General features: G+C 69.7%; 13 protein-coding genes and 1 tRNA gene. 3 read left to right on the top strand and 11 right to left on the bottom strand.

The window, feature by feature from the left end; genetic code table 11:
- Positions 1 to 14: 14 nt before the first annotated feature.
- The 3 genes from KUV67_11020 to guaB all read right to left on the bottom strand — a co-directional run bounded on the left by KUV67_11020 (position 15) and on the right by guaB (position 5,441).
- Positions 15 to 2,255, bottom strand: coding sequence for an LTA synthase family protein (locus KUV67_11020; protein MBY6205414.1), 2,241 nt, complete (start codon positions 2,253 to 2,255; stop codon positions 15 to 17).
- 15 nt (positions 2,256 to 2,270) lie between these two features.
- The gene (guaA, locus tag KUV67_11015; GenBank protein MBY6205413.1) at positions 2,271 to 3,860 is read right to left on the bottom strand and encodes a glutamine-hydrolyzing GMP synthase; all 1,590 of its coding nucleotides are present in this window, start codon (positions 3,858 to 3,860) and stop codon (positions 2,271 to 2,273) included.
- A 123-nt stretch (positions 3,861 to 3,983) separates the two neighbouring features.
- Complete coding sequence (guaB, locus tag KUV67_11010) at positions 3,984 to 5,441, bottom strand: IMP dehydrogenase (GenBank protein ID MBY6205412.1); 1,458 nt, start codon at positions 5,439 to 5,441, stop codon at positions 3,984 to 3,986.
- Between the two features lie 134 nt (positions 5,442 to 5,575).
- Here guaB and KUV67_11005 point away from each other — a divergent pair, with 134 nt between their 5' ends.
- The gene (locus KUV67_11005) at positions 5,576 to 7,021 is read left to right on the top strand and encodes an AbgT family transporter (GenBank protein MBY6205411.1); all 1,446 of its coding nucleotides are present in this window, start codon (positions 5,576 to 5,578) and stop codon (positions 7,019 to 7,021) included.
- Positions 7,022 to 7,283: 262 nt separating this feature from the next.
- On the opposite strand, the gene KUV67_11000 is transcribed toward KUV67_11005, so the two are convergent.
- The 7 genes from KUV67_11000 to KUV67_10970 all read right to left on the bottom strand — a co-directional run bounded on the left by KUV67_11000 (position 7,284) and on the right by KUV67_10970 (position 18,545).
- A complete protein-coding gene (locus KUV67_11000) occupies positions 7,284 to 10,781 on the bottom strand; it encodes a hypothetical protein (protein ID MBY6205410.1) in 3,498 nt (1,165 codons plus the stop codon).
- A gap of 178 nt (positions 10,782 to 10,959) precedes the next feature.
- Positions 10,960 to 13,908 (bottom strand): immune inhibitor A, encoded by a 2,949-nt coding sequence (locus KUV67_10995; protein MBY6205409.1) that lies wholly within the window; start codon positions 13,906 to 13,908, stop codon positions 10,960 to 10,962.
- A gap of 147 nt (positions 13,909 to 14,055) precedes the next feature.
- Positions 14,056 to 14,811 (bottom strand): hypothetical protein, encoded by a 756-nt coding sequence (locus KUV67_10990; GenBank protein MBY6205408.1) that lies wholly within the window; start codon positions 14,809 to 14,811, stop codon positions 14,056 to 14,058.
- 180 nt (positions 14,812 to 14,991) lie between these two features.
- Entirely contained in the window at positions 14,992 to 15,969 is a 978-nt protein-coding gene (locus KUV67_10985) for a ribose-phosphate diphosphokinase (GenBank protein ID MBY6205407.1), read from the bottom strand.
- 43 nt (positions 15,970 to 16,012) lie between these two features.
- Positions 16,013 to 16,089 (bottom strand) — tRNA-Gln (locus KUV67_10980).
- Between the two features lie 39 nt (positions 16,090 to 16,128).
- Complete coding sequence (locus KUV67_10975; protein ID MBY6205406.1) at positions 16,129 to 16,839, bottom strand: outer membrane lipoprotein LolB; 711 nt, start codon at positions 16,837 to 16,839, stop codon at positions 16,129 to 16,131.
- Positions 16,836 to 18,545 carry a tetratricopeptide repeat protein gene (locus KUV67_10970; protein ID MBY6205405.1) on the bottom strand — a complete coding sequence of 570 codons (1,710 nt, stop codon included), beginning with the start codon at positions 18,543 to 18,545 and terminating at the stop codon, positions 16,836 to 16,838. Before KUV67_10970 ends, KUV67_10975 begins: the two co-directional genes overlap by 4 nt.
- Before the next feature lie 169 nt (positions 18,546 to 18,714).
- Here KUV67_10970 and hemA point away from each other — a divergent pair, with 169 nt between their 5' ends.
- Positions 18,715 to 19,974 carry a glutamyl-tRNA reductase gene (gene hemA, locus KUV67_10965; protein ID MBY6205404.1) on the top strand — a complete coding sequence of 420 codons (1,260 nt, stop codon included), beginning with the start codon at positions 18,715 to 18,717 and terminating at the stop codon, positions 19,972 to 19,974.
- Positions 19,971 to 21,044 carry a peptide chain release factor 1 gene (gene prfA, locus KUV67_10960; protein ID MBY6205403.1) on the top strand — a complete coding sequence of 358 codons (1,074 nt, stop codon included), beginning with the start codon at positions 19,971 to 19,973 and terminating at the stop codon, positions 21,042 to 21,044. The genes hemA and prfA overlap by 4 nt, the downstream gene beginning before the upstream one ends.
- Positions 21,045 to 21,146: 102 nt before the next feature.
- Here the strand turns inward: prfA and KUV67_10955 are convergent, their stop codons facing one another.
- Complete coding sequence (locus tag KUV67_10955; protein ID MBY6205402.1) at positions 21,147 to 21,977, bottom strand: SDR family NAD(P)-dependent oxidoreductase; 831 nt, start codon at positions 21,975 to 21,977, stop codon at positions 21,147 to 21,149.
- Positions 21,978 to 22,036 lie beyond the last annotated feature (59 nt).

Here is a 22,036-nt window from a genome sequence, read left to right as displayed (position 1 = left end):
CGACCCGGCCGAGCTCAGCGTGAATCGCCCAGTACGCCCCGACAGGTCCGGCCGTCGATGGCCAGGTGCCAGCCGCCGGGATCGCCGACCGATCGCCCTGCTGCCAGCTCCCGGCCTTCGTCGACCTCGATCCAGGCCAGCGGCGACGAGTGCTCGATCACGGTCGCCAGCGGTGCGTCGATCATCGAGGTCGAGCCGGGCGCGCCCAGGCGGGCCACGAACGCGCTGGCCGCTTCGGCGAGGTCGGCGTTCAGGTCCTCGTCCGTTTCCCCCGGCCCGAGTTCGAAGGGGCGATAGCGGCGGGCCAGCACCGTACCGTCGCGATCGAGCAGGGTCAGGTACCAACCGGGCCGCTGCGGGGGCACCGGCCGCCCCCGGTGGATGAAGCGACCCGCCTGGTCCCGCCCCCCGAAGCGAACCTCGAGCGCCTGCGCGTCGGCGCCGACGATGGTCATCTCGGCCGGAACGCGGTCGGAGCAGCGGAGCCGGGTCGGAGCCAGGGAAAAGCTCGCCGCCAGGCCGTTGAGCACCGACAACAGCTCGTCCTTGGCGCAGGCGTCGACCGGGTATTCGATCGGCGCATCTCGTTCGCAGGGGCGCTTGTTGTCGAGCGGACGACCCGCATGAAAATCGACGAAGCGGGTGACGAAGTAGCGTGGCCCCTCGGCGGCCTCGCTCAGCGATCGGCCCAGGGCGAACTCGGCGTCGTGCTCGACGCCCAGCAGGTCGAGCACGGTCGGCGCCAGGTCGTAGCTCGCGCCCTCGGACTGCGCGGCTTCTGTCTCGGCCGCGCCGAGCACGACCATCGGCAGCCGCCGGTCGAACACGCCGTCGCCGAACAGGTCCTGCATGTCGTCGCTCGGGAAGATGTGGTGGTCGGCGGTGATCACCACCACCGTGTCGTCGAGCACGCCGGACGCCCGGATCGACTCCACCCATCGCGCCAGCAGCTGGTCGGTGCAGTGCACGGCGTCGAGGAAGCGGTCGTTGCCGCCCGGGTACGGGGTGCATTCGGCGTAGCGATAGCCGGGCAGATGGGTTCCGATGGTCAGCAGCGTGAGGTTCCACGGCGCGTCGCCGGTCTCGAGGCGTTCGATCCACTCCAGCGACTGCTCGAGCAGGTCGGGATCGGCCAGCCCCCAGGTGTCCGGTCGCTGGTCCAGGCCACGCTCGCGCCAGTCCTCGATGCCCAGCACCTCGTCGTAACCGTGCGCGGCCAGGAAGGCGCCCTTGCCGGCGAACCCGGTACCGGCCCCGCCGAGATAGACCTGGCGGTAGCCGGCGCGGTCCAGCACATCGCCGAGACAGGGCAGCTGTGCCGCCAGTCCGGCGCCTTCGGCCAACGAGTCGCTGCCGCGATCGAAGGGAATCAGCGTGCCGCAAAGCGAATTGGTGAGGCCCTCGATCGTGATGTAGCCGCTCGCCCAGAGGTGATCGACCCAGCCATGGTCCTCGATCAACCGCGCCAGGTTCGGCATCAACCCCGGCCAGCGCTGCTGATCGACGAGATGGACCCCGATCGACTCCAGGTAGACGACGACGAGATTCTTCGGCGAGGCGGCGGGGGCGGCATCGATGCGGTGCTTGCCGCGCAGGCTCACGTCCACCAGGCCGCTCTCGGCCCACCGGTCGAGCACGGCCCGGTCCACCGTGGTCACCCGCGGCGAGTTCCAATTCAGCCACCCCTGCACGAAGCGGACCTCCGGCTGGAGGACGAAGCCGGTGGCGAGCAGCCCGCCGCCGAGCGCCGCAACGAGGCCGATCGCCCGTCCCCCCGCGAGCACCGGCCGTCGAGTCAGGCCGATGACCAGGGCCAGCATCAGCACCAGCAGCACGGCGCCGCGACGCGCCAGCCGGTCGTACTCCTGCAGCGCGACACCGACCGACTCGCCCTGCAGGTGGAGAAAGAACTCCTGGGTGAAGCCCGCGCCGCTGAAATCCACCACCCCGTGCTGCAGCAGGCGCGTCACCAGCAGCAGGAGAAGCACGGGAATCAGCCAGGCCCAGCCGGGCTTCGGTCGACCCAGGGCGTGCAGGGCGATCAGCACGAGCACCAGGCCCAGGGTGCCGAGCAGCGCCAGCAGGCATTCGAACCCGGTCGCGTCCAGCGTCCGGAGCGTGAGCACCACGGGCAGCGCCAGGATCAGGGTCAGGCCACCGGCCAGGGCAGCCAGCGCGCCGGGTCGATGCGGGTGCTGCCCGCGTCCGTGCCCTGCCTCGCCGCCTCGGGCGGGGGCTGTGTCAGTCCCGACCACGCGCCGGACCGCCGATCATTCCCACTCGATCGTCGCCGGCGGCTTGCCGGAGATGTCGTAGACCACGCGCGAGACGCCGTGGCATTCGTTGATGATGCGGCGCGAGACGTGGTCGAGGAACTCGTGGTCCAGGTAGGCCCAGCGTGCGGTCATGAAGTCGATGGTTTCGACCGCACGCAGGGCGACCACGTACTCGTAGCGACGCGCATCGCCGACCACCCCGACCGACTTGACCGGCAGGAACACCGCGAAGGCCTGGCTGACCTTGTCGTACAGGCCGGCAGCGCGCAGCTCGGAGATGAAGATGTGGTCGGCTTTCTGCAGCGGCTCGACGTACTCGGGCTTCACTTCACCGAGGATCCGGACGCCCAGGCCCGGACCCGGGAAGGGGTGGCGCATGACCAGCTCGGCGGGCAGGCCCAGTTCGACGCCGATCCGGCGGACCTCGTCCTTGAACAGTTCGCGCAGCGGTTCGATCAGGTCGAGGTTCATGTCCTCGGGGAGGCCGCCGACGTTGTGGTGCGACTTGATCACCTTGGCCTTGCCGGTGGTCGCGCCGGCCGATTCGATGACGTCCGGGTAGATCGTTCCCTGGGCCAGCCACGACGCTTCCCGGTGGCGCCCGGCCGCGGCCTCGAACACCCGGATGAACTCGCGGCCGATGATCTTGCGCTTGGCTTCCGGGTCGGACACGCCGGCCAGCGCGTTCATGAACTGGTCGCGCGCGTTGACCCGCTCGACGCGCACGCCGAGATGTTCGGCGAAGGTCGCCATGACCTCGTCGCCTTCCCGGTAGCGCAGGAGGCCGGTGTCGACGAAGATGCACAGGAGCTGTTCGCCGATCGCCTCGTGCAGCAGCGCGGCCACGACGGAAGAGTCGACGCCGCCGGACAGGCCCAGGAGCACCGTGTCGTCGCCGACCTGCTCGCGAACCCGGGCGACCTGGTCCTCGATGATCGCCTCGGTGGTCCACTCCGCGGCGCAACCGCAGATGTCGAGGACGAAGCGCTCGAGGATCCGGCGCCCCTGCGCCGTGTGGGTCACTTCCGGATGGAACTGCAGCCCGTAGTAGGCGCGCGCGTCGTCGGCCATGCCGGCGATCGGCGCCGAGGCGGTGGTGCAGATGACGTCGAAACCGTCCGGCGTGCGGATCACCTTGTCGCCGTGGCTCATCCAGACCTCGAGCAGGGCCTTGCCCGACGCGTCGACCCGGTCCTCGATGCCGTCGAGCAGCCGGCAGGTGGCATTCAGGGCGACCTCGGCGTAGCCGAACTCCTTTTCGTCCGAGGGCTCGACGGAGCCGCCGAAATGCGCGGCCATCGCCTGCATGCCGTAGCAGATGCCCAGCAGCGGCACTTCGAGCTCGAACACGATGTCCGGAATCCGCGGGCTGTGCAGCCCGACCGACTCGGGCCCGCCCGACAGCACGATGCCGCTGGCCCGGAAGTCGCGGATCGCGTCGTCGCCGACGTCGAAGGGAAGAATTTCCGAATACACGCCGATCTCGCGGATCCGGCGCGCGATCAGCTGCGTGTACTGCGAGCCGAAGTCCAGGATCAGGATCCGGTCGGCGTGGATATCGTGGGTCGGCGTGGTTTCGGACATGATGTTGGATCCAGGGGCTGGGGGTCGGGAATCGGGAATCGGCGGCCGGGGGCCGGCGCAAAGCGACCGGGCGGCGGGCTAGGAACGATCCGACTCACGCTCGGGCCGCTCGCCCCGGTTCCATCAACCCAACTTGTAGTTCGGCGCTTCCTTGGTGATCGACACATCGTGGGCGTGGCTCTCGGTGACCCCGGCGTTGGTCACGCGTACGAAGCCGGGACGGGTGCGCATATCCTCGATCGTGGCGCAGCCGCAGTAGCCCATGGCCGAACGCAGGCCGCCGAGCATCTGGTGGATCACGCTGCCGAGCGGCCCCTTGTACGGCACCCGGCCTTCGATGCCCTCGGGCACCAGCTTCTCGGCTTCCGTGTCGCCCTGGAAGTAGCGATCCGACGAGCCGAGCTGCATGGCGCCGAGCGAGCCCATTCCGCGGTAGCTCTTGTAGGACCGGCCCTGGAACAGCTCGACGTCGCCCGGCGCCTCCTCGGTGCCGGCGAACAGGCTGCCGATCATCACCGCCGAGGCCCCGGCCACGATCGCCTTGGCCAGGTCACCGGAGAAGCGGATCCCGCCGTCGGCGATGACCGGCACTCCCTTCTTCTCCAGCGCGCGCGCCGCGGCAGCCACGGCACTGACCTGCGGCACGCCGACCCCGGCCACGATCCGCGTGGTGCAGATCGAGCCCGGTCCCTGGCCGATCTTGACCGCGTCGGCGCCGGCGTCGACCAGCGCTTCGGCCCCGTCGGACGTCGACACGTTGCCGCCGATCACCTGGACATGCGGATAGTGCTTCTTGCACCACGCGACGCGGTCGAGCACGCCCTTGGAGTGGCCGTGCGCGGTATCGACGACGAGGATGTCCACGCCCGCCTCGACCAGGCCGGCCACGCGGTCTTCCGTATCGCCGCCCGCACCCACCGCGGCAGCGACCAGGAGCTGTTCGGAATCGTCCTTGGCGGCATTCGGGAAATCGCGCGACTTCTGGATGTCCTTGACCGTGATCAGGCCGCGCAGCTGGAAGTCGTCGTTGACCACCAGCACCTTCTCGATGCGGTGGCGATGGAGCAGCTCGAGCACTTCGTCCTGGCTGGCACCTTCGCGCACCGTGACCAGCTTGTCCTTGCGGGTCATGATGTTGCGGACCGGGTCGTCGAGCTTCTTCTCGAAGCGCATGTCGCGGCTGGTCACGATGCCGACCAGCTCCCCGTCGTCGACCACCGGCACGCCGGAGATGTTGTGGCGGCGGGTGATCTCCAGCACTTCGCGGATGGTCGTCTGAGGTCCGACCGTGACCGGGTCCTTGATGACGCCGGCCTCGTACTTCTTGACCACGCGGACCTGGTGGGCCTGTTCGTCGATGGTCATGTTCTTGTGGACCACGCCGACCCCGCCGGCCTGGGCCATGGCGATCGCCAGTCGGGCCTCGGTGACCGTGTCCATGGCCGCCGAAAGCAGCGGAATGTTCAGGGTCAGGTCGCGGGTCACCCGGGTCGACAGGTCCGCGTCCTTGGGCAGCACGTCGGAGAAGGCGGGCACGAGCGAGACATCGTCGAACGTCAGGGCTTCTTCGATCAGGCGCATGGCGGCTCCTCCGGCAGGTAAATCCGGCCATTATAGCCCGGGCTGTCAAGCCCTCCGAGGATTCGCACACGAGGCGGCGTCTCCCTACAATACGGCGCTCTGCGACCGCCCTGCCCCCTTTCCGGAGCCGCCCGATGAGCCAGTCCGACCGCACGCCCGAACACGCAGCCCAGCCCGGCGCCGATCACGGATCCGAGCGCCCAGCGCGCGGCTTCCGCATGCCCGACACGCTGGCGCTGATGTTCTTCCTGATGATCGCCGCGCTGGTGCTGACCTGGATCCTGCCGGCCGGCAGCTACGAGCAGGTGACCAACGAGGCCGGCCGCGAGGTCGTGGTGCCGGGCACCTACGAGGTCATCGAGGACGCCGAGACGCTGAAGCCCTGGGCGCTGTTCACCTCGGTGCCGAAGGCGATGGAGGGCGCGGCCGACATCATCGTGTTCATCCTGATCATCGGCGGTGCGATGTCGGTGATCCGCTCGACCGGCGCGATCGAAGCCTTCCTCGCGAAGTTCATCACCCGCTTCGACCACCGCCCCGCCCTGCTGATCGGCGCCGGCATGCTGGTCTTCGGGATCGCCTCGGCAACGCTGGGCATGGCCGAGGAATACATCCCCCTGGTCGCGATCCTGATCGCGCTGTGTCGAGCGATGAAAATGGACGTCGTCGCCGCGATCGGCATCATGGTCTGCGGGTACTGCATCGGCTACGGCGCGACCTGGGTGAACCCGTTCACGCTGTTCATCGCTCAGGGCATCGCCGAGCTGCAGCCGGGCTCCGGCTTCTGGTTCCGATTCTTCATCTTCTGGCCGTTCCTGGCGATCGGCGTCCATCACGTCTGGCGCTACGCAACGAAGGTCCAGGCCGACCCGTCGGCCAGTCTGGTCGCCGATGTTCCGGGCGCACAGCCGCCGAAAATCACCGAGCAGCCACCGTTGGACGGAACTCGCAAGGCGGTCATCGCGCTGACCGTCGGTGCGATCGGATTGATGATCTGGGGCATCACCCAGCAGGGCTGGTACCTGAACGAACTCGGCGCCATGTTCATCGCGCTGGCCATCGTGGTCGGCCTTGCCGCCCGGATGAGCATCGACGACGTCGCGATCGGGTTCACCAAGGGGGCGGCCGAACTGGCCGGCACGGCGATCCTGATCGGCTTCGCCCGCGCGATCGCGGTGCTGCTCGAGGACGGCCAGGTCCTGCACACGATCGTCCACGGGCTGGCCGAGCCGCTGGTGGGCCTGCCCGCGGAACTGTCCGCCGTGGGCATGCTGGCGATCCAGGCTCTGATCAACCTGTTCGTGTCCTCCGGCTCGGGCCAGGCCTTCCTGACCATGCCGCTGATGGCCCCGATCGGCGACCTGGTCGGCATCGAACGCCAGGTCAGCGTCCTCGCCTACCACTTCGGCGACGGCTTCGTGAACATGGTCGCGCCGACCAACCCGGTGCTGATGGGCATCCTCGGCCTGGCCGGCATCCCCTACCTGCGCTGGCTGAAGTTCGTCGTGCCGCTGCTGCTGAAGCTGCTGGCCCTGGCCGCGGTGTTCATGGTGGTCGCGGTGCAGATCGGGTATCGGTAGCCTGGCGCGACTCGTCTGCCGCTGGCAAGGTCGATCGCCCGTTGCCCGTTCACAGGGCAGCCCTCCCTGTAGCCCGGGTAAGCAAAGCGCACCCGGGGCCTTCCAACCCGCTCCCGGGTGCGCTTCGCTTACCCGGGCTACGGAGACCGGCGCCAGCCACGAGACTCATCGCCCGTGCTTTGGTTAAGGTCGGCGACCCCCAGCCCCAAAAACCGGGACCGGAAATCCGGACACCGCGAGGGCGTCCGGCTCCGACGATGCCTCAGGGACAAGCGCCCTGCACGATGCGCGTCAGGTCGATCGTGCGGTCCGGGAAGTCCGGCAGGATCGAGTCGATCTGGATCGTCGCGTTGTTGCAGTCGCTGAAGGTCATCGTCAGCGTTCCGAACGGGGTGCGCACGACGTCGTCGGCGTCGAAGTTCGAGCCGAAGCCGGTGCCCGAGGTGATCACCGTGTCGGCGAACTCGATCGTGTCGCCCTGGATCGTGCCGGTGCCGATCAGCCACACCTGCTCGCCGTCGAGGTAGGTGTAGAAGGTGATCACGTGGACGCCCGCGCTGCCCTCGACGGCGAGCTGGAAGCCCTCGCCCGACCGATCCGGATTGAACCAGTTGCCGGCGCGCGTCGCATTGGCCGGGTCGGGGATGCCGCCGGCGCAGTCGACGGGGACGATGCGCTGCATCGGCAGCACCACGTCCTCGAAGCCGGCCACGATCGGCGCCATGGAGACGGTCGCCGTGTTGCAGTCGTCGAACTCCATTTCGACCGGACCGAACGGGATCCGGACCACGTCGTCCGGGTCGAAGGCCGCGCCCCAGTCGGCGCCCTCGGTGATCACCATGTCGTCGACCACGATCCGGCCGTCGCCGAGGCCGCCGGTGCCGATCATCCAGACCTGGTCGCCGTCGCGGTAGACGTAGCAGGTCAGGATGAACAGCGAGCCGTTGGCCTCGCGAGTCAGCTGGCAGCCCTCGCCGGAGCGCAACGGCTCGAACCAGTTGCCCGACACCGGCGCCTCGGGGGTCACGCTGCCGCAGCCGAGCACGCGGACGTCGTCGATCAACCACCCGTCGCGGCCGCCGATCGACGAATCGGTGCCGAGGCGATAGCGCAGGCGAACGGTCTGCCCGGCGAAGTCGCTGAGATCGACCGCATAGTCTTCCCAGCCCCGCGGATCGCCGCACCATCCCGGGGATCCGGCCAGGGGATTGTCGAAGCCGTCGTCGATGAGACCGTCCTGGGCGCGGAATCCGATCCTCGCACCGTTCAGCTCGGTCCAGCTACCGCCGTCATTGGTCGAAATTTCCAGGATCGCCCCGTCCCAGCACAGACCCGACCCGGCCTCGATCTCCTGCCGATTCTGGAAGCGCAGGGTCAGCGGGCCGATGTTCGGCAGGTCGATCGGCGGCGAGACCAGGCGCTGGTCGCTGACGGAAGCGACGTTGAGGGCCTGCCACGACGCCGAGCCGCTGACCGAGTCGCTGGTGATCCGGGCCCAGGTGTTCTGGATGCTGCCTGCGCCCTGGGTCCAGCCGTTGGTGCCGCTTTCCATGTCGTCGGACCAGAACTCGAAGGGCTGCTGGCCGGCGGGACACTCGCCGGCCGCCGGCGCGGTGACGAAGCTGCGCGTGACCGAAGGGGCGGCGGTTCCGCAGCCGTTCTCGGCGGTCACGCGCCAGAAGTACTGGGTGCGCGTATCCAGGCCGACGGTGGTCGACGTGGCGCCGCGGACCTGCTGACTGACCACCACGTCCTGGAACGCGAAGTCGGTCGCGACCTCGACCCGGTAGACCGCCGTCTCGCCGCTGCCGGTCCAGCTCAGGCTCACGCTGGCGTCCAGGCCGGTCTGGCCGTCGGCCGGCGCCACCGGCGAGGCGGCGCCCGGGGCCGACGCGGCGAGATGGAAGGCGAACGACTGCGACGTGCTGTTGCCGCCGCCGGTGCCGGTCACGGTGACGGTCCGCGGGCCGAGCGCCGCTCCGGCGAGATTGCCCAGGGTCAGCGTGCTGCTGCCGGGAGGAACCAGGGCCGCGGGCGAGAACGACGTCGATGCCCCGGACGGAGCGCCGGAGGCCGACAGGGTCACGGTCGCGGAGAATCCGCCGTCCGCGGACACGCCGACCGGCACCGCGACCGAGCCGTCGGCCCGGCAGGCCTGGACCGGGTCGAACGCATCGATCGTGAACGGCGACGAACCGCGGCCGGAGATCGTGAGCGGATTGCTGCCGATCGGGTCGAGGTGGTCGCGCATCCGGGTGCTGGGCGATCCGAGGCCGTCCCAGGCGTGGGCGAGCTGGCCGTAGAAGTCCGACAGCTGCAACCCGGTCGCGCCGCAGAAGGCCGGTCCGCCGGAGAGCACACCGACCAGCCGCTGGCTGGCCGTGTAGAGCGGCGAGCCGGACGAACCCGGCTCGGTCACGCCCGGCGGCAGTGACGGCGGCTGCGGCGACGGGATGTTGGTCAGGATCGGCGGATCCGTGTGCCAGAACGCATGCCAGTGCACGCCGGCGGCGCCCGCGATGTCGCCGGACTCGAGGTCCGTTTCGACGAAGGTGATGCGCTTCTCGTCACCGCTCGGGTGGTGGATGCTCGCGCACAGCCCCGCCGTGCTGCCGGCAGCGCCCTGCGGTCCGCAGCTGGCCGGGGTCGGACGCCGGTCCCAGCCGGACCAGAACAGGTCGAAGTCCGGATCGGCCGGGTCGTCGAACTCGATCAGCGTGAAGTCCGAGCAGTCGCCCGGATCGCTGCAGCTCGCACCGAAGGGGTCGGTGGTCGCCGCCAGAAACTCCGCGCCGCTGTTGGTCTGCGCAGGATCGGGCGGATTCACCTGCCCGCTGGCCGCGCTGCCGGGCGTGCGGCAGGACGGCCACTCGTAGTTCCAGTAGGCGACCACCGAAGAGGCGTTGCCTGGTTCGACGCCACAATGGCTGGCGGTGGCGAACAGCATCCGGCGATCGTTGGCGGTGTTGTTGACCAGGGACCCGGTGCACAGGAACTGGCCTTCGAGCGTGTAGCGGGCCACCGATCGCCGCGGGTCGTTCCAGGCGTCGCCCGGGCCGAGGCAGGCCACATCCATGTTGCAGCTGCCGGAGCGTGTGCCGCCGTCGCTCTTGCCGCAGTCCGACTCCCGCTTGCCGGGACCGTCGCCGACGCTGTCCTGGCGGTAGCCCGTGGCCACGCGCCCGAAGCCGCGATACCCGCGATTGACGCGCGCCAGTTCCAGCGAGGCGGCGTGCTGCTGTTCATAGGGAACATTCAGCTCGATGACGACATCGCCTGCGGGCAGCACCGGTGTCCAGAACTCACCGTGGCGCTCGTTGATCTCGGGCCCGAAGGGACCGAGCACTTCGAAGCGATCGAGCTCCCTGGCGGCGGCCGCGTCGAGCGAGTAGATCCAGAGCCGCGCGCCTTCGGGCAGGAACACGTTGCGGAAGCCGAAATTCAGCGACACCGCGTCCGGTGCCCGGACCCGCATGCGCCAGACCGCGTCGTCGCCGACCGCGCTCCAGCGCCCGCCCTTCGCCGGCGTCTCGGCGACGTCGATTCCCTCGGCGAAGCGCGGCGGCTGGCCGAAGGCCTCGGCGACCGCGTCTTCCGCCGCCAGGCGTTGGACCTCCAGCGCAGGCGCGGTCCAGCCATCGAGCGATTCGGACAACTTCCGGTCGTCGGCCCAGCTCGCGGGCTGCGCGGTGACGGCAGCGCTGACGCACAGGTGGGCCAGGACAAGGAAGGCGGCGAGGAAAAGTCGAAAGGAAGTCATGGCGGGCTCGGCCAGGAAAGCATCCGATTATCCAGACCCGTAGACAGCGCGGTCAAGCACAGCCCCGTCCCGCACCACCCGGACACGAAAACGCCGCCCCGGAGGACGGCGTTCTCGATGGATCGCAGCCCGGGTCGCCGGGGCAGGCCCCGACGACACACGGAAACGCTCCGGGGGCTTACCTCGGCGGCGCGCTCTCGAAGCCGTCGGCGAAGATGTCCTCGCCGACACAGCTTTCCACGCGAACGTCGTCGATCGTCCAGCCCTCGCGGCCGCCGACGGTACCGTCGGTTCCGACGCGGAAGCGCAGCTGGATCGTCTCTCCGGCGAAGTCGGACAGGTCGATCACGTAGTCCTCCCAGTCGCGCGGGTCGCCGCACCAGGCCGGGAGCCCGGCCAGCGGGTTCGGCCCGCCGGAAAAGTCGTTGACGATGCCGTCGTGCTCGCGGAACAGCACGCGAGGATCGGACAGTTCGGTCCAGTTGGCGCCGGCGTCCGTCGAAACCTCGACGATGGCCGCATCCCAGCAGGCGCCGGACGCGTCTTCGAGCTCCTGGCGGTTCCAGAACCGCAGCGTCAGCGGCAGTTCGGCCGCACCGGGCAGGTCGATCGGCGGCGAGACCAGGCGCTGGTCGCTCTGCGAATCGAGGTTCGCGGCGTTCCACGCGGTGGTGCCGCTGACCGAGTTGGCGTTGGTCTGCTGCCAGGTGTTCTGCAGGCTGCCCGCGCCCAGCGTCCAGCCGTTGATGCCGCTCTCCATGTCGTCGGAGAAGCGGGTCAGCGGGAACAGGTCGATCGGGCAGTCGCCCGGTTCGGGCTGGGTCGTGAAGTCGAACACCGCGCTGACCGCGCCGTCGCCGCAGGCGTTGCCCGGCGTGACGCGCCAGAAGTACTGGGTGCTGGAGTTCAGCGCGCCGGCGCCGACCTGGTACTCGTTGTTGCTGACCAGTTCGCTGATCACCACGTTGCCGAAACCGGCGTCGGTGGCGACCTCGACCAGGTACTCCTGCACCTGCGACGAGGCGGTCCACTGCAGCAGGGGCGTGCGGCTGGTGTTCATGGCGCCGTCGGCGGGCGCCGTCAGGTTGAAGGCACCCGGGAAGTCGTCGAACACGGTCAGGCCGAGGTCCACCGTCCGGTCCGATGCACCGGGCGACTGGCCAAGAACGGTCAGCGTGTACGGCCCGTTCGGTACCGTCTGGTCGACGGAAATCGTGGCGACCGACGAGTTGTCGGGGACCACCGGGTTCGGATTGAACGAACCGGTCATGCCGGCTGGCAGGGCCGGGTCGAAGCTCAGGGCGACCGGGTTGGTGAAACCGCTGATCGACAGTACGTCGATGGTCGGCTGGAAATCGTCGGCCGCAGACGCCGTGCAGACCTGGCCGACGGCGTTGGGCGAGCTCAGGGCGAAGCCGGGTTCGCCGCAGGCGTCGAAGCGGAAGGCCCCGATCCGCGTGCTCCAGGAGCCGCTGGTGTTGTACTCGCCGGTGAACCAGAAGGTGCATTCGTCGACCGGGTCGACGTTGAGCGACGAATAGTCGCCGTAGCGGTTGCTGTTGTTCGAGGCGCTGCCGTCGACGAGCACGAACTCGCCCCGCGGCATCGTATCGAGCGCATCGGAGACCAGCCGGCCGATGTAGCGCAGGCCGGGGAACACCGATGTCGCGTCGGACACGTTGTAGCCGAGGGCGATGTTGCCGGTACCGTCCATCGCGATCGACGACATCCACCGATTCACGTTGTCCGGCGAGACCACGCCTTCCTGGTACAGGTTCCATCCGGCCCCGGTGTTGCGCAGTTCGGCCCACAGCACGCCGTGGACGTCTGCCGAGCCGCCAACGACGTCGCCGACCCAGGTACCCACCAGTGCTTCGTAGCTGCCGAAGTTGCGGTACTGCGCCCGCCACATCACCGGCTCGCGCAGGGGGTCGAGCTGGGTGCCGCTGGTCGGCTGCGGCACGCAGGCGAACGCGGTCAGGCCACACAACTCGGACTCGAAGTCCTGGACCGGGATGTCCGTCGGACCGGTGAAGGTGCTGTTGGCCGGCGTGTCCCAGTCGACCGAGAATTCCCAGATCTCGAGGAAGTCCTGGCTGGGATCGACGCCCGGCGTGGCCGCCGAGCCGCCGTGCACTTCGTCGTCGCGGTGGCGGAAGAACAGGCCGGGTGTTCCGGGAGGCGGCGGCACCACGCCGTCCCAGTCGGCGGGCTGGACCATCTGGAAGCCGAAGCCCGACAGCGTCGGCACCTCGAAGACCTGGGCCGGCCGCGTCGGCAGGCCCTGGAGCATGTTCTCGCGATCGAACGCGTACACCGTGCGACCGGCGCCCGGCGGCGCACCGTTTTCGTTCGCGCCGATGTAGTAAGCATCCGGCCAGACGCCCCATTTGGGATAGTCGGGCAGGCCGCCCGACGACGAGGCGAACTCGTACAGGAACCAGTTGCCCGCGGTCGGGTCGGCGGTTTCGCTGATGTAGACGCAGAACGAGTTGCCGGTGAACTCGGACAGGAACCAGCGGCCGGACGGCTGACCGACGCCGTTGTCGACGGTCTCGTCGAACATGACGATCGGGTCGCCGCTGCCGCTGGTGCAGCCGGTGCCGGAACCCGTGGCCAGCGACGACAGGTTGAAGTTCGCGACCTCGGTGCCGTCGGTCTTGTCCAGGATCAGCACCCGGGTATTCCCGTTGATCATCTGGATGTAGTAGTCGTTGCCGACATCGCCGATCGTGTCCGGCGGGTTGACGCCGGTAAAGCCATTGCCGTCCTGATTGATCAGCGGCGTATCGAAGGCCCGGCCGCCGGACAGGGAAGGCATCCGGTTCTGCCATTCGCGAAGCAGGTTGGGCCCGGTCGGCTGGGGCTCGGTCACCGGCGGCACGTAGTCGCGCGGCACCCCCTTGCGCTGCGGAATCTCCTTGATCGGGTCCCCGGGTTTCCACTCCTGCGGCTCCGGCAGGCGGCTCATGTCGACCTGGATGTAGGCCGGCACCACGCCGTTGTCGTACAACTCGGCGCCGCGCAGGACGATCCTCTCCTGGGCGATCGCGGCGCTGGCGGCCACCAGGCCCGCCGTGGCCAGCACGAGCGCGCTGCGTGTCGGGGCGCGTTTCGATGACTTCATGTTCGTTTCTCCCTGGTTCGTTGCGTTCGATTCGATGCGACGCGTTCCCGGTCGAAGCACTGCGCGGCTTCGAGGCGTTCCGCGTTCGCGAATTCTCGGTTCTGCCGTTCGTTCAGGCCTGTCCTTCGAGTCGGCCGGTGGTCGGTCTCACCGGATGCCTTCGAACACGAGGCGGACCGGGGCCGCGTCGGTCCGGATCGCCAGCGTGGCGTCGGCCTCGTCGCCGCCGAAGTGTGCCGTGCGTCCGCGCACTTCGCGCCGGTTCAGCAGCCACGGCGAGTCGGTAGTGACCGCCGCGCCGGACAGCACTTCAAAGGCCAGCAGCCGGGGGTCGTTCATCAGCACGTCGACCGGCGCACCGCTGGTCGCGATCCGGCCGCCGGCCGGCGCGACGCCGCGCGGCGGCAAGTACACGACGTGGCCCTCGGTGACTTCGACATCCACCTCGCCGCTGGTGCGCACGCGCACGGTACCGCGATCGGCGCGCAGGCGGACCGGATAGCTCGCGCCGTGCATGGTGAAGTCGCCCTCGGCCAGTTCGACATCGAGCTCGACCCGGTCGGGCACGGCCAGCGTGAGGTCGATCCGGAGCACGCCGTCGAACGATTCCTGCGATCCCTCGGAGGCCGGCCGGAATTCGAGTACACCGTCGTCGCGCATCTCGATCGACGGGCGCACGGGGTTGGCCGCACCGGGTTCGGTCTGCACGGTCAGGGCCAGTTCGACCGACGAGGCCAGGGGTACTTCGCGAATGCGGACGTTGCCGAGGTGGTTGACCACGCGCAGGGACTGACCGTCCTTGACCGCGATCTCCTCGGTCAACCGGACGATCTCGCCCGCAGCGGCCGGCTCCGGTTCCGACGACGCGGCCGGACCGGCCAGCAGGAGCAGGCAGGACAGCACGAGAAGCCTCGGAAGGAGCGCTGCAGACCGGGGTGACATCATCGCCCAGAGCGTAGCAGACCCGTACGGCGAATTACACCTCGGCGGCTGGCCCGGGGTGAGCGCTTCGCCTCGCACGGGGCCCGCGAGCGGGGCGGAGGAATCCGCGGCCCCGACCCGTCGTGCCGAGCGCGACTCGGCTCAGTCGACGTAGAGGGAACTGACCGACTCGCCCTCGGCCATGCGACGGATCGTCTCGGCGAGCATCTGGGCCACGGAAAGCTGCCGGACGCGTCCGCACTCGAAGGCGGCCTCGGACAGCGGGATCGTGTCGGTCACGACGATCTCGTCGAGCCTGGAATTCGAGATGTTGTCGATCGCGCGCCCCGAGAGCACCGGATGCACGCAGTAGGCGACGACCTTCTTCGCGCCCTCGTCCTTCAGCGCGCCGGCCGCGGCGCACAGCGTGCCGGCGGTGTCGATCATGTCGTCGACCAGCACGCAGGTCTTGCCGCCGACGTCGCCGATCAGGTTCATCACCGTGGCCTCGTTGGCCCGCGGGCGACGCTTGTCGATGATCGCCAGGTCCGCATCGAGCCGCTTGGCGATGGCGCGGGCCCGCACCACGCCGCCGACGTCGGGCGAGACCACGATCATGTCGTCGTTGCCGTAGTGCTTCCAGATGTCGGCGAGGGTCAGCGGCGAAGCGTAGACGTTGTCGACCGGGATATCGAAGAACCCCTGGATCTGGTCCGCATGCAGGTCGACGGTGACGACGCGGTCGGTGCCGACCACACCGATCATCTTGGCCGCGACCTTGGCCGTGATCGGCACCCGCGTGGAGCGGGGCCGGCGGTCCTGCCGGGCGTAGCCGAAGTAGGGAATGATCGCGGTGACGCGGCCCGCCGACGCGCGCTTGAGCGCGTCGATCATGACCAGAAGCTCCATGAAGTTCTCGGCCGTCGGGTTGCAGGTCGGCTGGATCACGAAGATGTCCCGGGCCCGGACGTTTTCGACGATCTCGACCATCACCTCGCCGTCGCTGAACCGCCCGACGTTGGCCTTGCCCATCGGGACCCCGAGATGGCGAGCCACGGCGTGAGCGAGCTCCGGGTTGGCGTTGCCGGTGAACACCATCAGCGACGGTGTGTTCGAGGACGTGCTGGACGAAGTGCTCAACGCTCCGCTCCCTGTTCGGATTCGGCTGTTCGGTTTCGAGAAATGGCAGGGACGGCAGGACTCGAACCTGCGAATGCGGGGATCAAAACCCCGTGCCTTAACCAACTTGGCGACGTCCCTGTCGAGTGCCGTGAACCTGTGGCGTCCGGACGCGGCGGATTATAGCGGCTCGGCTTCCGGCGCGCGACCGGTCGGCGCCTTTTCGGCCGGGTTTCCACCCGACGGCACGGGCCGCTCGAAGGACCACCCGCTCAGCGCGGCGCGGATGCGGTACGGGGGATGGCGCGCCTCGATCCGGGCCGGCATCAGCACCGAGTAGCCGGGCGGAACCGACAAGCGCTGGAAGTCCAGCGCCCAGTCGTCGATCGTCAGGGCGGCCAGCGTACCGTCCTCGGCGTAGCGAAGCGCGGCGCGGTCGGGCGCCGGCAGCCCGACCAGCCAGCGCCTCATCCAGCGCACGGGAATCGGCCAGCCGGTCGCCTCGCGGACCAGGCGGTCCGCATCCGGACCGTGCCATTCCTCGAGATCGCTTCCGACCAGCCGGGCACCATCGGGGCCGAAATCCAGGCGCCATTGCTGGCCGCCGGCGAGCGTTCGCAGGTGGACCCGGTGGCGTTCGCCGTCGGCGGACCAGTCGAAGGCCAGGCTGCCGCCGCGCTCGCCGTCGGACAGGCCGAGCCGGCCGGAAACGGACCACACCGGGTGGGCCGCCAGCCAGCGCTCGCGCTCGTCGAGCCAGGCACCCTCCTCGCGGGCCTCGCGAACCGTGGCGCAGCCCGCCAGCGCGAGAAGGAAGGCGAAGGCGACGGCCGCCGCCCTGCGGTTCCCTGCACTGTTCATCGCCCCCCCCGAAGCAGCGACCGTGCTCATGAGTCGACGCCGACCCGCTCGAGCGTGGCGACGAACAGCGGGTCGTCCGGAAATTCCGCCCGGCCGCGCTCGATCCAGACGCGCGCTTCGTCGTAGCGTTCCAGCGCCCAGAGGACCTCGACCAGGTGGGCGACGATCTCGGCGTTGAGTTCGGCGGTCGCGGCCCGCTCGAGATAGGGTGCCGCCTGCTCGGCGCGGCCGAGCTTGAACAGCACCCAGCCCATCGAATCGAGGATGGCGGGGTTTTCGGGATCGATCGCGAGCGCGCGCTCGATCAGCCGATAGGCCTCTCGCTGCCGGTCGGTCCGGTCCGACAGCGTGTAGCCCAGTGCGTTGAGCGCGAGGGCGTTGTCCGGCTCGCGCTGGATCAGCGTGCGGAGGTCCTGCTCGGCCAGTTCGAGCCGGTCGAGGCGGACCGCGGCCATTGCCCGCCCGTAGAGCAGCGCGGCGCTGCCGGGCGTCTCGGCCAGGGCATCGCTGAACATCGCCAGCGCCTCGTCGCCGCGGCCCTGCTGGAGCAGGAGCTCGGTCTCGATCAGCCAGGCCTGTTCGGCCCGGCGCGGGTCCGGCAGGGCGCGGACCGCGGCGAACAGGTCCGAGGCCCGGTCCATCTCGCCCTGCTCGCCGAGCAACGCCGCCCGACGCAGGTCCGCATCGGGGCGGGCCGGACCCCGGACGCGATCGAACCAGTCGATCGCCGCCTCGTTCAGTCCGATCGCCTCGGCCGCCAGGGCCGTCAGCCAGGCCGCCTGGTCCGGGTCGCCGACCCCGGCGCCGTCGGCCCCGGCGTCGTCGGACAATTCGGCCAGCTCGTGCCAGTGTTCGCGCGCGCGGTCCTTGCGACCCAGCTGGTGCTCGACCAGGACCCGCGCATAGAGCACCTCGACCGACGGTGGCAGCTCGGCGAGTACCGCCAGCGCCTCTTCACGTCGCCCTTCGGCGCGTAGCAGCTCGACCTCCGCCAGGCCGGGGCCCACCGGATCTTCGGCCAGCTGCCGTGCCGCCGCGAAGCGTGCGCGCGCCCCCTCGACCTCGCCCAGCGCCTCGGCCAGGCGCCCCGCCCACATCGCGGCGGCGGCGGAAGGTTGGGCCTCGAAGGCACGATCGGCGTAGTTCATTGCCTCGGGCAAGCGATCGAGCTGCACCTGCAGGCGGCTGCGCTGGAGATCGGCGAAGGCCGGATCGTCGACCGGCGCATGGCGCTGCAGCAGCGCATCGAGGATGGCCTCGGCCGCCGACGGCGACGGCGCCGACGGAAGCAGCGCGGTCACCGTGCCCCAGGTCGACGGGTTGCCCGGACTGCGCTCGATGAACTGACCGAGACGCTGGCCCGCGGCGTCGAGATCGTCCTGCCGGAACGCCCCGAGAATCAGGAAGTGATGCGGCGGCGCGGCGTCCGGGTCCAGTTCCAGCCAGCGCCGGGCCGCGCGGTCGACCGCCGGCCAGTCCCCCAGCTGCGCCGCGACCCGGGTCGCCTGTTCGGCGATCTCGATGCGCTCGGACAGCACCATCGCCTCGAGATAGAGATCCAGCGCCGTCGCCGCGTCCCCCAGGTCCTGCGCCTGCCGTGCATCGGCCAGCAGGGATCGGATCGCGACGTCCCCCTCGGTGCTCGATGCCGCGGCCTGCGGATCGTCCGGTCCGGACGAAGAGAGCGGCCGCTCGGCCGTGCCGGCGCATCCCGCCAGCAGGACCAGCGCCGGCACCAACGACCCCCAGAGCCCCCGCAGGCCTCCCTGCGGCCGGGACGCACGCCGCGCGAAGCGGGCAGTGAGGACCCCGGGCAGGCGGCTGTCGCGCGGAATCCCCGTCGTTTTCTTGATTTGCTCTCGTCGAACGTCGAAAATGAGTGGTTTGTCCGAACCTGGTTCGCGCATGTCGCTTCTTGCCCTCGGGCTGAGTCATCAAACGGCGCCGGTCGCGGTTCGCGAGCGCCTCGCGTTCGTGCCGGACCGCCTCGACGACGCCCTGACCGCGCTGCACGCCGTCGACGGTGTCGAGGAATGCGCGATCGTCAGCACCTGCAACCGGACGGAACTCTATGTCGCCGGCGCCGAGGCTAGCATACAGGCCCTCGACGACTGGCTACACCGTTGGCACGGCGCGGCACCCGGCTCGATGGGCCGACACCTCTACGGCCTGCGGGGGTCTCCGGCGGTCGCCCACCTGCTGCGCGTGACCTCCGGCATGGACTCGATGGTGCTCGGTGAACCGCAGATCACAGGCCAGGTCAAGACCGCCTGGAGCGGGGCGCGCGAGACCGGCACGCTGGGCCCGGTGCTCGATCGGCTGTTCCAGCATGCGTTCCAGACCGCCAAGCTGGTCCGGACCGAGACGGGCATCGGACACAATCCCGTGACCCTGCCTTTCGCGGCCCTGAAGCTCGCGCACCAGATCTTCGGCGACGTCGGCCGGGTCGGCGCGCTGATGGTCGGCGCCGGCGAGATGATCGAGGACTGCTGCCGGCACTTTCTGGGCAAGGGCCTGAACCGGCTGACGATCGCCAACCGCAGCGCGGAACGGGCGGATCGACTGGCCGCGGAGTTCGGCGCGCGCGCGATCGGCCTCGATGCCCTGGCCGACGCGCTACCGGACCACGACGTGGTCGTTGCCTGCACCGGCAGCCCCGAGCCGGTGGTGACCGAGCCGATGATCCGGCGCGCACTCGAGAAGCGCCGGCGACGCCCTCTGTTCATGGTCGACCTCTCGGTACCGCGCAACGTCGAGCCGTCGATCGGCGAACTCGAGGATGTCTACCTCTACACCATCGACGACCTGCGCGAGATCGCCCAGCGCGGTCACCAGCAGCGCCTCGATGCACTGGACCAGGCCGGCGCCATCGTCGATGGCCAGACCGAAGCCTTCGATCGCTGGCTGAACCTGCACGCGGCCAGCGCCACGCTCAAGGCCATGCGCGAGCAGGCCTTCGACGAGCGCGACCGACTGCTCGATCGCGCGCTGCGCGACCTGGCCGCCGGGCGCGACGCCGAGGACGTGCTGAAGCAGTTCGGCCACCGCCTGACCAACCGGCTGCTCCACCCGCCGAGTACGGCGGTGCGCGAAGCCGCCGAGCGCGCCGACGATCCGCTGCTCGACGCGGCGCGTCGGCTGATGCTGCGGGGAGACGACGCGTGAGCCCGGGCATGCGCCGCCGGTTGGAACAGGCGGTCGAGCGCTTCGAGGAGGTCGAACGCCAGCTGGCCAGCCCCGAACTGGCCGGCGCCAGCGATGAGTTCCGGCGCTTGAGCAAGGAATACGCCGACCTGCAGCCCATCGTCCAGACCTGGCGGGCGCTCGAGGCGCTGGACGACCGCGAGGCCGAGGCTCGCGGACTGCTCGACGACCCGGAAATGCGCACCATGGCCGAAGACGAACTGGACGCCGTCGAGCAGGAGCGGCCGGCCCACGAGCGCGAACTGAGGCGCCTGATCATGCCGGCCGATCCCAACGACGAACGCAATCTCTACCTGGAAGTCCGCGCCGGCACCGGTGGCCAGGAGGCGGCGCTGTTCGCCGGCGACCTCCTCAGGATGTACACCCGCTACGCCGAAGGGAACGGCCTCCGGGTCGAGATGCTGTCGGCGCAGCCCGGCGAGGCCGGCGGGTGGCGCGAAGCCGTGGTCCGCGTCGTCGGCCGCGGCGCGTATTCGAAGCTCAAGTTCGAGTCGGGCACCCACCGCGTGCAGCGTGTGCCTGCGACGGAATCGCAGGGCCGAATCCACACCTCGGCCTGCACCGTCGCGATCCTGCCGGAAGTCGACGACGTCGATGCGGTCGACGTCGATCCCAACGACCTGCGCATCGACACCTTCCGCTCCTCCGGCGCCGGCGGCCAGCACGTCAACACCACGGACTCGGCGATCCGCATCACGCACCTGCCCAGCGGCATCGTGGTCGAGTGCCAGGACGAACGCTCCCAACACAAGAACAAGGCCCGCGCGCTGGCCCTGCTCGGCGCACGGCTACTGGAGGCCGAACGCGAGCAGCAACGCGCCGAACAGGCCAGTTCGCGGCGCCTGCAGGTCGGCAGCGGCGACCGCTCGGAGCGGATCCGGACCTACAACTTCCCCCAGGGGCGGATCACCGATCACCGGATCGGCCTGACCGTCTACGACCTGGAGAACGTGCTCGACGGCGACCTCGAGGCACTGATCGAACCGCTGACCGAAGCCGACCAGGCCGACCGGCTGGCCGAGCTGGGTTGACCGCCGGCCGCGGTCGAACGTCCAGCACGAAACCGGGCCGCACATGCGATGCCGGCGGATCGCGAAGGAAACGTGCCGGCGCGCCCGGACCGCTCCGGCCGATCAGCGGGAGGTCTTGCCCGCCTCGGGCATCATCCTGCGCATCTGCTTCATCATGATCCGGAAGTACAGCTCCGGGAACCAGCGCTTGAGCCGGTACATCCAGCGCGTGTCGCGATGGGTCAGGAGCATGAACTTCGGTCGTCGCACGGCCGACAACACCACGGCCGCGACGTCCTCCGCGCTGACCCCGGACCGGGCCATCCAGCGCTGGACCCGCTCGGCGTAGTCGCCGTCCGGCGCGCGCATGGTTTCGGTGAGCTTGGTCGTCACGAAGGCCGGGCACAGCACCGAGACCTCGACGCCGGCCGGCGCCAGCTCGGCGCGAAGCATTTCCGACAGCGCGATCACGCCCGCCTTGGCCGTGCCGTAGGAGGCGATCGCCGGCGCGCCGGCCAGGCCGGCGAAGGACGCCACGTTGATGATGTGCCCGTGCCCCTGGCCGCGGAACCGGTCGACGAACTGATGGCAGCCGCGCACCACGCCCATCAGGTCGATGTCCAGCACCCAGGTCCAGTCGTCGAGCGGCGTCTCGCCGAGCATCCCGCCGGTCGCCACGCCCGCATTGTTGATCAGCACATCCAGGCGCCCGTAGCGGGTGCCGATCTCGTCGTCGAGGCGCGCCCACTGCGCGCTGTCCGTGACATCCATCGCACAGGCCCAATGGCCTTCACCGTCGAGCCGGTCGGCGACCTGCCGGGCCCGGTCCTCGTGCTGGTCCGTGACCACCACCCGGTACCCCGCCGAAGCGAACGTCTTCGCCATCGCCGCGCCCAGTCCCGAACCCGCGCCCGAGATCGCGACCACCGGGGCCGTGCTGCTGCCATTCGTCATTGAACGAGTCTCCGTGCGAACCGTACCCGCGCCGCGATGGCGCCCCCGGCCGAGCATAC

This window comes from Halomonas denitrificans (assembly GCA_019800895.1).
Taxonomy (GTDB): domain Bacteria; phylum Pseudomonadota; class Gammaproteobacteria; order Xanthomonadales; family Wenzhouxiangellaceae.
Note: the sequence above shows the minus strand (reverse complement) of the source record. Positions and strands in the feature narration are given on the sequence as shown.

What these genes read in the sequence shown, in the direction of transcription:
- guaA (MBY6205413.1), bottom strand. Translation starts at nt 3,860, where the DNA reads ATGTCCGAAACCACGCCGACCCACGATATCCACGCCGACCGGATCCTG.
- guaB (MBY6205412.1), bottom strand. Translation starts at nt 5,441, where the DNA reads ATGCGCCTGATCGAAGAAGCCCTGACGTTCGACGATGTCTCGCTCGTG.
- KUV67_11005 (MBY6205411.1), top strand. Translation starts at nt 5,576, where the DNA reads ATGAGCCAGTCCGACCGCACGCCCGAACACGCAGCCCAGCCCGGCGCC.
- KUV67_11000 (MBY6205410.1), bottom strand. Translation starts at nt 10,781, where the DNA reads ATGACTTCCTTTCGACTTTTCCTCGCCGCCTTCCTTGTCCTGGCCCAC.
- KUV67_10995 (MBY6205409.1), bottom strand. Translation starts at nt 13,908, where the DNA reads ATGAAGTCATCGAAACGCGCCCCGACACGCAGCGCGCTCGTGCTGGCC.
- KUV67_10975 (MBY6205406.1), bottom strand. Translation starts at nt 16,839, where the DNA reads ATGAGCACGGTCGCTGCTTCGGGGGGGGCGATGAACAGTGCAGGGAAC.
- hemA (MBY6205404.1), top strand. Translation starts at nt 18,715, where the DNA reads ATGTCGCTTCTTGCCCTCGGGCTGAGTCATCAAACGGCGCCGGTCGCG.
- KUV67_10955 (MBY6205402.1), bottom strand. Translation starts at nt 21,977, where the DNA reads ATGACGAATGGCAGCAGCACGGCCCCGGTGGTCGCGATCTCGGGCGCG.